At 71.4% G+C, this 12,429-nt stretch carries 10 protein-coding genes; all 10 read left to right on the forward strand.

Annotated features, from left to right (window positions below; translation table 11 throughout):
• Positions 1 to 37: 37 nt before the first annotated feature.
• The 10 genes from ACIQCH_RS23210 (at position 38) to ACIQCH_RS23255 (ending at position 12,371) form a co-directional block, all read left to right on the forward strand.
• A complete protein-coding gene (locus tag ACIQCH_RS23210) occupies positions 38 to 778 on the forward strand; it encodes an enhanced serine sensitivity protein SseB C-terminal domain-containing protein (protein WP_402583692.1) in 741 nt (246 codons plus the stop codon).
• Positions 779 to 1,455: 677 nt separating this feature from the next.
• Positions 1,456 to 2,445: an ABC transporter permease gene (locus ACIQCH_RS23215; protein WP_402583694.1), complete on the forward strand. Its 990-nt coding sequence runs from the start codon at positions 1,456 to 1,458 to the stop codon at positions 2,443 to 2,445.
• A 48-nt stretch (positions 2,446 to 2,493) separates the two neighbouring features.
• Positions 2,494 to 4,254, forward strand: a complete 1,761-nt coding sequence (locus tag ACIQCH_RS23220; protein ID WP_402583696.1) for an ABC transporter substrate-binding protein — start codon at positions 2,494 to 2,496, stop codon at positions 4,252 to 4,254.
• A 120-nt stretch (positions 4,255 to 4,374) separates the two neighbouring features.
• Positions 4,375 to 5,376 (forward strand): ABC transporter permease, encoded by a 1,002-nt coding sequence (locus ACIQCH_RS23225; protein WP_030206677.1) that lies wholly within the window; start codon positions 4,375 to 4,377, stop codon positions 5,374 to 5,376.
• A gap of 35 nt (positions 5,377 to 5,411) precedes the next feature.
• On the forward strand, positions 5,412 to 6,497 hold the full coding sequence (locus tag ACIQCH_RS23230; RefSeq protein WP_402583757.1) for an ABC transporter ATP-binding protein: 1,086 nt from the start codon (positions 5,412 to 5,414) through the stop codon (positions 6,495 to 6,497).
• A gap of 5 nt (positions 6,498 to 6,502) precedes the next feature.
• The gene (locus tag ACIQCH_RS23235; RefSeq protein WP_402583698.1) at positions 6,503 to 7,654 is read left to right on the forward strand and encodes an ABC transporter ATP-binding protein; all 1,152 of its coding nucleotides are present in this window, start codon (positions 6,503 to 6,505) and stop codon (positions 7,652 to 7,654) included.
• Between the two features lie 120 nt (positions 7,655 to 7,774).
• Entirely contained in the window at positions 7,775 to 8,437 is a 663-nt protein-coding gene (locus tag ACIQCH_RS23240) for a trimeric intracellular cation channel family protein (RefSeq protein WP_402583700.1), read from the forward strand.
• Between the two features lie 115 nt (positions 8,438 to 8,552).
• The gene (locus tag ACIQCH_RS23245) at positions 8,553 to 9,827 is read left to right on the forward strand and encodes an MFS transporter (RefSeq protein WP_402583702.1); all 1,275 of its coding nucleotides are present in this window, start codon (positions 8,553 to 8,555) and stop codon (positions 9,825 to 9,827) included.
• Positions 9,828 to 9,853: 26 nt separating this feature from the next.
• Positions 9,854 to 10,708 carry a thioesterase family protein gene (locus tag ACIQCH_RS23250; RefSeq protein WP_402583704.1) on the forward strand — a complete coding sequence of 285 codons (855 nt, stop codon included), beginning with the start codon at positions 9,854 to 9,856 and terminating at the stop codon, positions 10,706 to 10,708.
• A gap of 499 nt (positions 10,709 to 11,207) precedes the next feature.
• On the forward strand, positions 11,208 to 12,371 hold the full coding sequence (locus ACIQCH_RS23255; RefSeq protein WP_402583706.1) for a cysteine desulfurase family protein: 1,164 nt from the start codon (positions 11,208 to 11,210) through the stop codon (positions 12,369 to 12,371).
• Positions 12,372 to 12,429 lie beyond the last annotated feature (58 nt).

Below are 12,429 nucleotides of genomic sequence, written 5' to 3' on the forward strand. Positions count from 1 at the left end.
TCGCGTGACGAACGGGCGGACGAAGAGGGGTATCCGGGTGAGTGCGTCAGGCACGGCCGCGGCGGGTCAGGTCGAGCACATGCTGCGCCAGGTGACGCCCGGGCGCTACGACAGCTACGAGACGCTGCTGCTGGCCCTCGCCGAGGGCCGGCTCTGGATGCTGCTCTGGCACGGGCAGCCCGGTTCTCCGGACGCCCAGTACGGCGCCATGGAGGTGGACGGCGTCCACTACGTGCCCTGCGTGACCTCCCCGGAGGAGCTCGCGGCGAGCGGGTGGAACCGGGCCTACGAGGTCGTGTCCGGCTGGGAGGTGGCCCGCACCCTCTATCCGGACCGATGGGGCATCTGGCTCAATCCGCACGCTCCGGGCGGCGGCCTCGGCATCCCGTGGGCCGACCTGCGCCGGATCGCGACGGGGCTGGACCGGATGCCGGCCGGACCGCTGCGGATCTCCGAACCCGCCATCGAGCTGCCGCAGTTCTACGCGCTGCTCACCCAGCACGCGCACCGCACCACCGCGGTCCGCTCGCTGCGCCGGGCCTGGGTGCAGCCCGCGCTCGGGACGCCGTACCTGGCCATCGGGCTGGAGCTGTACGACTCGTCGGCCCCGGCCGTCGAGTCGGTGCGCGCGATGATGCGGCACGCGGTCCCGGCCGTACCGGACGGACTGCCCGTCTCGACGGTCGCGCTCGCCGACGAGCACGACCCGGTCGCGATGTGGCTGCGCGCCCAGGCGCGACCTTTCTACGACCGCGAGGCGCACGCCCCGGCGTACTGACCCGCGTACTGACCCGCGCGCCGGCCCGAGTTCCGCGTACAGGCGCTCACGAGCGCCCCCACCCCGCGCCCGCGCCCCACCCAGTCCCCGAGCGCCCCCGCCCCGCGCTCCCGCGCCCCCACCCCTCGTCCGAAATCCGAGACGACCGTCCCATCGGCCGCACCGACCCGCTTCGGTGCGGCCTTTGTCGTATGTCCGACCTGCCCCGATGCATCCGCCCAAGAACTGCTCATCAAGAGGTAGTTGGGCCCGATGTCCGATCCGCGTGGTACGGGTGGTGTTGAACCGCTGAGCCGCGCGCCCGGTCCGGATAACGGAAGACATCAAGCCACATCACGGTTGCGCATCACATCCCTGCCGGGTCTGGCGGGTGATCGCGGCGCCGTTGAAGACTCCCCCCCACGAAGAGCTGACCGGCCCCCCGGCCACCGACTCTTCACGTGCACGTCAGCCACTTGTTTCCGGCCAACCACGCGCACCCGCACCGCATCGCACAGCACTGCCGAGCACCACCGCCCCGGCCGCCACGTCGGCCACAGGGCAAAGCACCGCACGCACAGCAACGCAAATCCGAGCACTCGCTCCACCAGCGACACCGCGACACCGATGTGAACCAAGCCGCTACAGCGGCGGGCATGGGCCGGCCACCCGTCGGCCGAGAGGGGTCCCCTAAAACGATGACGGCACCACTGCACGACACAGCCGCGGACGAGATAGCCGCCGTCGCCGCCGAAGTCCCTGCCAAGGCCATCGAGGGTCGTTCGCCCGGCAAGATCGCGTGGATGCGCCTCAAGCGCGACAAGATCGCGCTCACCGGCGGGTTCATCGTGATCGCCCTGATCCTGGTCGCCATCTTCGCCCCGCAGATCGTGAGTCTGCTGGGCCACCCGCCGAACGAGTTCCACGAGGACCTCATCGATCCCGACCTGAGCATCCCCAAGGGGGACTGGGGCGGCATCAGTTCGGACTACCTGCTCGGCGTCGAGCCCATCAACGGCCGGGACGTCTTCAGCCGGATCGTGTACGGCTCCCGCATCTCGCTCCTGGTGGCCTTCCTCGCGGCCTTCGTCTCCGTGGTCATCGGCTCGATCCTGGGCGCCCTGGCCGGCTTCCTCGGCGGTTGGGTGGACGCGGTCATCAGCCGCGTGATGGACCTGCTGCTGGCCTTCCCGCAGCTGCTGTTCACCATCGCCCTGGTCTCCGTGGTCCCCAACGAGCTGTGGGGCCTGAGCGGCACCGGCGTGCGCATGGGCGTCCTGATCGTGGTCATCGGCTTCTTCGGCTGGCCGTACATCGGCCGCATCGTGCGCGGCCAGACCATCTCGCTGCGCGAGCGCGAGTACGTCGAGGCCGCCCGCTCCCTGGGTGCGGGCCGCGGCTACATCCTCTTCAAGGAGATGCTGCCGAACCTGGTGGCCCCGATCCTCGTCTACACGACGCTGATCATCCCCACGAACATCCTCACCGAGGCCGCCCTCAGCTTCCTGGGCGCCGGCGTCAAGCCCCCCACCGCTTCCTGGGGAAAGATGCTCTCCGACGCCATCAGCACGTACCAGGCGGACCCCATGTACATGGTGGTCCCCGGTCTCGCGATCTTCCTTACCGTCCTTGCGTTCAACCTCTTCGGGGACGGGCTGCGTGACGCACTCGACCCCAAGGGCAGCTGAACCGTTTCACCTGATTCACCTGAATCCATTCCTGGAGGTTGGAACACCGTGATCCGCAGAAAGCAGGCAGTCGCGATCGCCGCCGTGGCGGCCGCCCTGTCCCTCACCGCCACCGCGTGCGGCGGCGGCAAGGACGGCGACAACGGCAAGGACAACGCGGGTGCCGCGTTCAACGCCGCGACCAAGGGCATGGTCAACGTGTCCGACAAGAAGGGCGGCGAGCTCAAGCTCTGGTCGCCCCAGGACGTCGACTACCTCGACCCGGCGCGCGCCTACTACGGCTTCGTCTGGAACATGCAGCGCATGTACATCCGCCAGCTGCTCGCGTACGACAGCAAGCCGGGCGCCGCGGGCACCAAGCTCGTCCCGGACCTCGCCGAGGCCCTGCCGGTCCTGAGCAACGGCGGCAAGACCTACACGCTGAAGCTCAAGGACGGCGTGAAGTTCGAGGACGGCACGCCGATCACCTCGAAGGACATCAAGTACGGCATCGAGCGCGTCTTCGCCCAGGACGTCCTGTCCGGCGGCCCGACGTACCTGATCGACATCCTCGACCAGGGCCAGAAGTACACGGGTCCCTACAAGGACAAGGACCCCAACAAGATGGGTCTGAAGTCCGTCCAGACCCCGGACGACAAGACCATCGTCTTCAACCTGGCGAAGCCCAACTCGGACTTCTCCTACCTGCTGGCGATGCCGTCCTCCTCCCCGGTCCCGGCCGCCAAGGACACCGGCGCCAAGTACACCAACCAGCCGGTCGCCACCGGCCCGTACAAGGTGACCTCCTTCACCGCGGGCAAGGGCGCCACCTTCGAGCGCAACCCGAACTGGGACCCGAAGACCGACACGATCCGCAAGGGTCTGCCGGACAAGGTCTCCTTCACGGTGACCACCAACCCGGAGGACATGGACCAGCGCCTGCTCAACGGTGACATCGACCTCGCGGTCGACGGCACCGGCGTGCAGACCGCGGCCCGCATCAAGATCCTCCAGGACCCGAAGCTGAAGAAGAACGCGGACAACCCGTTCACGGGCTACATCCGCTACTTCGCCTTCCCGCAGACGGTCAAGCCGTTCGACAACATCGAGTGCCGCAAGGCCGTCATCTACGCGGCCGACCCGACCTCGCTGCAGACCGGCCGCGGCGGCCCGACCTCGGGCGACCTCGGCGCGAACATGCTGCCGCCCGGCATCCCCGGCGCCGACAAGTCGTACGACCCGTACGGCCTGACCGGCGGCAAGCCGCAGGAGGCGAAGGCCAAGGAGGCCCTGGCCAAGTGCGGCCAGCCGAACGGCTTCAAGACCACGATCGCGGTCCGCAACAACCGCGCCGCCGAGGTCAAGACCGCCGAGTCCCTGCAGGCCGCGCTGAAGAAGGTCGGCATCGACGCCGCCATCGACCAGTACGACGGCAAGCTCTCCTCCTCCACGATCGGCTCGCCCGAGAACGTGAAGAAGAAGGGCTACGGCATCATCGTCATGGGCTGGGGCGCCGACTACAACTCCGGCTCGGGCTTCCTGCAGCCGCTGGTCGACGGCTCGTTCATCCTGCCGAACGGCAACAACAACTACACGATGATCAACGACACGGAGATCAACGGCCTGTTCGACAAGGCCGCTGACGCCGCGACCCCCGAGGCCGCCGCTCCGTTCTACACGGACATCAACAAGAAGGTCATGGAGAAGGCGCTCTACCTGCCGATCAACTTCGACAAGGCCTTCGTGTACCACAACCCCCGCCTGACGAACGTCTACTTCAACGACTCGATGGGCAAGATCGACCTCGCCACCGTGGGCGTCGAAAAGTAACAGCAGCAGGACATGTGCCTTCACCCCACATGCGCTAGTTCGAAGGGCAGGTGAAGGCCGCAGGCGGCGGCTGCCGTCCCCACAAGGGGCGGCAGCCGCCCGCCCAGGCGGCCGACTGCAGTGCTCGTCTACCTCATCCGGCGGCTGTTCAACGTCGTCGCAACGCTGCTGGTGGTCTCCGCGGTCACCTTCGGCATCTTCTTCGCGGTGCCGAAACTCACCGGCAGCGACCCGGCGCTCATGTACGCCGGTCGGGAGACCAACGAAACCGCTCTTCAGGGCATCCGCGTGAAGATGGGCTTCGACAAGTCCATCCCCGAGCAGTACGGACTGTTCCTCAAGGGCATCGTCGCCGGCCGTGACTACAACCAGGGCACGGACGTCACGCACTGCCCGGCCCCCTGCTTCGGCTACTCCTTCAAGGCGGAGCAGCCGGTCTGGGAGATGATGCTCGACCGCATCCCGGTCACGCTCTCCCTCGCCAGCGGCGCCGTGGTCCTCTGGGTCTTCGGCGGCGTCTTCACCGGCGTCGTCTCGGCGCTACGAAGAGGCACCATCTGGGATCGGGCGACGATGATCACGGCCCTGGCCGGCGTCTCGCTCCCGATCTACTTCACCGGCCTGCTGGCCACCTCGGTGTTCGTCTACTCCCTGGAGTGGCTGGACGCCAGCAACTACGCACCACTGGCGGAGGATCCGGCGGCCTGGTTCAACAGCATGATCCTCCCGTGGGTGACGCTGGCGTTCCTCTTCGCCGCGACCTACGCCCGGATCACCCGCGCGACCATGCTGGAGGTCCTCGGCGAGGACTACATCCGCACGGCCCGCGCGAAGGGCCTCAAGGAGAACGTGGTCATCGGCAAGCACGCCCTGCGTTCCACCCTGACGCCCGTCATCACCCTCGTCGGCCTCGACCTCGGCGGCCTCCTCGGCGGCGCCGTGCTCACCGAGACGACGTTCAACTTCCAGGGCCTCGGCACCGCCGCGGTCGGCGCCATCGGCGCCGGTGACCTGCCCGTCATCATGGGCGTCACCCTCATCGCGGCCTTCTTCGTCGTCATGGCGAACCTGATCGTGGACATCCTGTACTCCGTCGTCGACCCGCGCGTGAGGCTGACGTGACCGAGACCAACCAGCACGACGAAGGCGCCCCCGCCGTGGGGACCGCCACCGGTCCGGTCGGGATCCCCGAGCAGTCCGGCCCGCGGCCCGAGGCCTTCCTCTCGGTGCGCAACCTCAAGGTGCACTTCCCGACCGACGACGGCCTGGTCAAGTCCGTCGACGGCGTCAGCTTCGACCTGGAGCGCGGCAAGACCCTCGGCATCGTGGGCGAGTCCGGCTCCGGCAAGTCGGTCAGCTCGCTGGCGATCATGGGCCTGCACCGCACCGGCCACAGCCGCAACCGCCCGAAGATCGAGGGCGAGATCTGGCTGGACGGCCAGGAGCTGATCCGCGCCGACGCCGACGACGTCCGCCGGCTGCGCGGCCAGAAGATGGCCATGGTCTTCCAGGACCCGCTGTCGGCGATGCACCCGTACTACTCGGTCGGCCACCAGATCGTCGAGGCGTATCGCACCCACAACTCCGTCGACAAGAAGACCGCGCGCAAGCGCGCGATCGAGATGCTCGACCGGGTCGGCATCCCCGAGCCGGGCAAGCGCGTGGACGCGTACCCGCACGAGTTCTCCGGCGGCATGCGCCAGCGCGCCATGATCGCCATGGGTCTGGTCAACAACCCCGAGCTGCTCATCGCGGACGAGCCGACCACCGCCCTCGACGTGACCGTCCAGGCGCAGATCCTCGACCTGATCCGGGACCTGCAGAAGGAGTTCGGCTCCGCGGTCATCATGATCACGCACGACCTCGGCGTGGTCGCCGAGATGGCCGACGACATCCTCGTGATGTACGGCGGCCGGTGCGTCGAGCGCGGCTCGGCCGAGAAGGTCTTCTACGAGCCCAGGCACCCGTACACCTGGGGCCTGCTCGGCTCCATGCCGCGCGTGGACCGGGAGCAGACCGAGCGCCTCATCCCGGTCAAGGGCTCGCCGCCGAGCCTGATCAACCTCCCGAGCGGCTGCGCCTTCAACCCGCGCTGCCCGTACGCCGACATCCCCAAGGACGGGATCACCCGCACCGTGCGGCCCGAACTGACGGATGGCGGGGGCAAGCACTGGTCCGCCTGCCACATGTCGCAGGAGGAGCGGACCCGGATCTGGACCGAAGAGATTGCGCCGAAGCTGTGACCGACATGAAGAAGACGGACGCGGCCGACGTCGAGAAGAAGGACGCCGCGGCCAAGAAGGGGCCCCTCGTCCCCGCGCAGGCCACCGGCTCCCCCGAGCCGCTCCTGCGGGTCTCCGGCCTGACCAAGCACTTCCCCATCAACAAGGGGCTGCTGCGCCGCCAGGTCGGTGCGGTCAAGGCCGTCGACGGCATCGACTTCGAGGTCTACCCCGGTGAGACCCTCGGCGTGGTCGGCGAGTCCGGCTGCGGCAAGTCGACCATGGGCCGGCTGATCACCCGGCTGCTGGAGCCCACCGGCGGCAAGGTCGAGTTCGAGGGCAAGGACATCACGCACCTCGGCGTCTCGGCCATGCGCCCGATGCGCCGCGACGTGCAGATGATCTTCCAGGACCCGTACGGCTCGCTGAACCCGCGCCACACGGTCGGCACCATCATCAGCGCCCCCTTCAAGCTGCAGGGCGTCGAGCCCGAGGGCGGCCTGAAGGCCGAGGTCCAGCGGCTGCTGTCGCTGGTGGGCCTCAACCCCGAGCACTACAACCGCTACCCGCACGAGTTCTCCGGCGGCCAGCGCCAGCGCATCGGCATCGCCCGCGCGCTCGCGCTCAAGCCGAAGCTCGTGGTGGCGGACGAGCCGGTCTCGGCGCTCGACGTGTCGATCCAGGCCCAGGTGGTCAACCTGCTGGACGACCTCCAGGACGAGCTCGGGCTCACGTACGTGATCATCGCGCACGACCTGTCGGTCATCCGGCACGTCTCGGACCGCATCGCCGTGATGTACCTCGGCAAGATCGTCGAGCTGGCGGACCGCACGTCGCTCTACGACTCCCCGATGCACCCGTACACCAAGGCCCTGCTGTCGGCCGTACCGGTGCCGGACCCGAAGCGGCGCGGTCAGAACTCCGGGCGCATCCTGCTCAAGGGCGACGTGCCCTCGCCGATCTCGCCGCCGAGCGGCTGCCGCTTCCACACGCGGTGCTGGAAGGCGACGCAGATCTGCAAGACCGCGGAGCCGCCGCTGCTGGCGCTCAAGACCGGTCACCAGGTCGCGTGCCACCACCCCGAGAACGCGCCGGACCAGGCGCCGGGGGACGCGGCCCTGCCCGAGGGCGGTCCGGCGGACGCGTCGGGGTCGCCGGTCGAGAAGACCGACGGCTGAGGTCGTAGCGGCCGAGAAGGCCGACGACCGAGGTCGAGAAGTACCCGTCGCGGGCGGGTCGGGGTTCTCCCCGGCCCGCCCGTGACCGTTTGCGACCGATTCTGACTGCACAATGTTTCGGTGCTGCACAACCTGTTCACCCCGACCGCCCTCCACTCCCTCGACCTGGTCGGCATCTTCGTCTTCGCCCTCGCGGGCGCGCTCCTCGCGGTGCGCAAGAACTTCGACGTCTTCGGCATCGCGATGCTGGCCGAGGTCACCGCCCTGGGCGGCGGGCTGTTCCGCGACCTGATCATCGGAGCGGTGCCCCCGGCCGCGTTCACGGACTTCGGCTACTTCGTCACGCCGCTCGTCGCCGCCGCGATCGTGTTCTTCCTGCACCCCGAGGTGGCCCGGATCAACCGGTCGATCAACGTGCTCGACGCGGCGGGCCTCGGCCTGTTCTGCGTCACCGGGACGACCAAGGCGTACGAGTACGGACTCGGCCTCACCCAGTCCGCCGCGCTCGGCCTCGCGACGGCCGTCGGCGGCGGTGTGCTGCGCGACGTGCTCGCCAACGAGGTGCCCTCACTGCTGCGCGACCGCGAGATGTACGCCGTACCGGCCATCGTGGGTGCCGCGCTGACCGCGGTGTTCCTGTCCTTCGACGTGCTCAACGGCGTGACCAGCTCGATCGCCGTGATCACCGCCTTCGGCTTCCGGCTGGTCGCCATGCGCTACCACTGGCTCGCGCCGCGCGCCTGGAACCGCCGCTCGGCGGTGGCGGAGGACTCGGAGCCGTAAGGCCTCCCGGAGCCGTCCGTAAGGCCCCCCGGGGCGGGACCGGGGCATCCGTCGCGGGCGGACGTAGGGCGGCCGCCCGATGCCCGGGATCCACCTCACCTCCCACGCTGGCCCCGTGACCAAAGGCATCGGAACGACGAGGACGGTCCTGCGGGACCGCAACGCCCGGCTCTACCTCTCCGGCACGCTGGTGTCCGACTTCGGCACCGCCGCCCTGTGGCTGGCGGCGGGCATCTGGGTGAAGACGCTGACCGGCTCGGACGCCCTCGCGGCGCTCACGTCCTTCGCCCTCTGGGCGCCGGTCCTGGCCGGCCCGGCGCTGGGCGCCCTGGCCGACCGGCTGCCCCGGCGGCCCCTGCTGGTCGCGGTCGGCCTCGTGATGGCGGCGCTGCTGCCGCTCCTGCTGCTGGTCGATTCGGAGCGGGAGGTGTGGCTCGTCTTCGCCGTCCTCCTGGTCTACGGGGCCGCGGGCACGGTCCACGACGCGGCGGAGGCGGCCCTGGTCGCCCGGACCGTGGACCCCGGGCTGCGCGGGCACTTCAACGGGCTGCGCATGACGGCCGCGGAGGCCATGAAGCTCGTCGCCCCGCTGGCCGGCGCCGGGCTGTGCGCCCGCTTCGGCGGCGGGGCCGTGGCCCTGCTCGACGCGGCGACGTTCGCCGTCGCGGCCCTGATGTTCGCACTCCTGAGGCTGCCCGCCGCCGCGGAGGGGCCGCGCGTCCCCGGCCGGCGGGAGGCGGACGGCCGTCGCGGACCGGGCGGGTTCACCGCCGGCGCCCGCGTCCTGTGGGACTCGCCGGTCCTGAGGCCGTTGGTGCTCGCCGGTTCGGCCGTCATGCTGCTCGCCGGGCTGAACGGCGCCGCGATCTACGCCGTCGCCGACCGGCTCCTGGGGCGGGCGCCCGCGTACGTGGGCGTGCTGTACGCCGTCCAGGGCGCCGGCTCGGTGGCCGCCGGGCTCGCCGCCGGACCGCTGCTGCGGCGACTGCCGGAGCGGGCCTGCGCCGCGTCGGGCGCCGCCCTGTTCGCGCTGGGCGCGGGGGTCCGGGCCCTGCCGTACGACGCGGCGGCCCTGTGCGGCAGCGCCGCCGTCGGCCTCGGGCTGCCGCTGGTGCTGACCGCCGCCCTGACCGCGGTGCAGCGGGAGACGCCGGACGCCGTACTCGGGCGTACCGCGGCGACCGCGAACACGCTGCTCTTCGCTCCCAACGCGGTGGCACTCGCCCTCGGGGCCGGGCTGGCCGCGGTGGCCGACGTGCGGCTGGTGCTCGTCGGGGTGGCCGGGGCGGGGCTGGTGGTGGCGGGGGCCCTGGCGCGGGGGTCGTCGCGGGGCGGGGCCGAGCGCCCGGGGCGGCCGGAACCGGCGACGGAAGAAAAAGCTACCGCTTAGTAGCTACCGGAGGTAAACTTCCGGCCATGGCACAGGCAGCGCAGGCAACCATCGGCGACAGCGAGTTCGACCGGGACACCAGGGTCACCCCGCGCGCGGACGAGCCGGGCGTCTTCGACGCCGAGCTCTCCGCCGGGTGGACGATCATCAGCGCCGTGAACGGCGGCTACCTGCTGGCCCTGGTCGGCCGGGCCCTCTCCGAGGCGCTCCCGCACCGGGACCCCCTCACCGTCTCGGCCCACTACCTCACCTCCTCGGTGCCGGGCCCCGCGGTGATCCGCACCCAGCTGGTCCGCTCCGGCAACACGCTCTCCACGGGGCAGGCGTCCCTCTTCCAGTACGACGCCGACGGCGCCGAGGTCGAGCGCATCCGTGTCCTGGCCTCGTACGGCGACCTCGACGCGCTCCCCGACGACGTCCGCACCACGGCGGTGCCGCCCGCCATGCCCGACTACTACGACTGCTTCGCCGCGGACGCCGGCCCGGCCCCCATCCCCGGCAGCTCGGCGATCGTCGACCGGCTCGCGCTGCGCCTCGACCCGGCCACCGCCGGCTGGGCGCTCGGCGCGCCGTCCGGCAAGGGCGAGATGCGGGCCTGGTTCGGCCTGGCCGACGGCCGCGACGCCGACCCGCTCTCGCTGCTGCTGGCGGTGGACGCGCTGCCGCCGACCGCGTTCGACCTCGGGCTGATCGGCTGGGCGCCGACGGTCGAGCTCACCACCCACGTCCGCTGCCGGCCGGCCCCCGGCCCGGTCCGGGTCGCCATCACCACGCGGAACCTGGCGGGCGGCTTCCTCGAGGAGGACGCCGAGGTCTGGGACTCCGCCGGCCGCCTGGTCGCCCAGTCCCGCCAGCTCGCCCGCGCCCCCCGCACGTCCTGACCCCGGTTTGCCGACGGATGCCACTCCCGGCACCGGCCGCCATGTGCACGTTCTGACTTTGGCGTGCCGGCGGGCGTCCCGGCCCGCCGAAGGCCGCCCGCCGCGCACGAAGGCACCCGCCCCGTGGTGTGTGGGGGAGGTGCTTGAGGCGGTAGGGCAGGCTGGTCCGGAGGCGGGCCCGGGCCTGGGGTGGCCGGAGGCCAGGGGCGGAGCCCCCTTGCCCCAGGGGTGGGCCTGCCGCAGGGCCTGCAGGCCCTGCCGGGTCAAGCACCGAGGGGACCCACACACCACGGGGCGCCCCCACGAAGCGCAGTCCTGGGAAGCGGTCAACAGCGCGGGTAGGGGACGGGCCCCGCAGGGCAACGGTCCGCACCCACCCGGCGGCGACGGCGGACCCCACAGGAAGCCCCGGGTGGACCCGTGCCGGAGCCCCCAACGCCCCCGCCTCCAACGGGCGCCGGCGCGATCCCGTCGGCCCTCCCCCTAGAATCGGGGAACCATGGCCTACCTCGACCACGCCGCGACCACACCGATGCTCCCCGAGGCCGCCGCGGCGATGGCCGCGCAGTTCGGGGTCACCGGCAACGCCTCCTCCCTGCACGCGGCCGGCCGCCGGGCCCGCCGTACCGTCGAGGAGGCCCGCGAAGCGCTCGCCGAGGCCCTCGGTGCCCGCCCCAGCGAGGTGGTCTTCACCTCCGGCGGCACCGAGTCCGACAACCTCGCCGTCAAGGGCCTGTACTGGGCCCGCCGCGACGCCGACCCGGCCCGCACCCGGGTCCTGACCAGCCCGGTCGAGCACCACGCCGTCCTCGACGCCGTCCACTGGCTCGGCGAGCACGAGGGTGCCCGCGTCGAGTACCTCCCGGTCGACCGGTACGGCCGCGTGCACCCCGACGTGCTGCGCGAGGCCGTCGAGCGCAACCCCGACGACGTGGCGCTGGCCACCGTCATGTGGGCGAACAACGAGATCGGCACGGTCATGCCGGTCGCGGAACTGGCGGCCGTGGCACGGGAGTTCGGCATCCCGATGCACTCCGACGCGGTGCAGGCGGTGGGCCAGCTCGACGTCTCGTTCGCCGACTCCGGCCTGGCCGCCATGACCGTCAGCGGCCACAAGATCGGCGGTCCGTACGGAATCGGCGCGCTGCTGCTGGGCCGCGACCAGAGCCCCGTACCCGTCCTGCACGGCGGCGGCCAGGAGCGGCACGTCCGCTCCGGCACCCTCGACGTGCCCGCCGTCGCCGCCTTCGCGGTGGCCGGCCGGCTCGCCGCCGAGCGCCGCGAGCGGTTCGCGGCCGAGATCGGCGCGCTGCGCGACGAGTTGATCGGCGCCGTGCTGGCCGCGGTCCCGGACGCCGTCCTCGGCGGCGACCCGGTCGAGCGGCTGCCGGCCAACGCCCACTTCAGCTTCCCCGGCTGCGAGGGCGACTCCCTGCTGCTCCTGCTCGACGCCCAGGGCATCGAGTGTTCCACCGGCTCCGCCTGCACCGCGGGCGTGGCCCAGCCCAGCCACGTCCTGCTGGCCACCGGCACCCCGCCGGACCTGGCCCGCGGCACCCTGCGGTTCTCCCTGGGCCACACCTCCACCAAGGACGACGTGGCCGCCCTCGCCGCCGCCCTGGGCCCGGCCGTCGACCGCGCCCGCACCGCCGGCCTGATGTAGTACCCGGCCGTCCCCCGGATCCCGATCGGACCCACCGGCCCCCGGGACCCACCGGCCC

The sequence above is a fragment of the Streptomyces sp. NPDC093225 genome (assembly GCF_044753805.1).
GTDB lineage: Bacteria > Actinomycetota > Actinomycetes > Streptomycetales > Streptomycetaceae > Streptomyces.

What these genes read in the sequence shown, in the direction of transcription:
- ACIQCH_RS23255 (WP_402583706.1), top strand. Translation starts at nt 11,208, where the DNA reads ATGGCCTACCTCGACCACGCCGCGACCACACCGATGCTCCCCGAGGCC.
- ACIQCH_RS23235 (WP_402583698.1), top strand. Translation starts at nt 6,503, where the DNA reads ATGAAGAAGACGGACGCGGCCGACGTCGAGAAGAAGGACGCCGCGGCC.
- ACIQCH_RS23215 (WP_402583694.1), top strand. Translation starts at nt 1,456, where the DNA reads ATGACGGCACCACTGCACGACACAGCCGCGGACGAGATAGCCGCCGTC.
- ACIQCH_RS23250 (WP_402583704.1), top strand. Translation starts at nt 9,854, where the DNA reads ATGGCACAGGCAGCGCAGGCAACCATCGGCGACAGCGAGTTCGACCGG.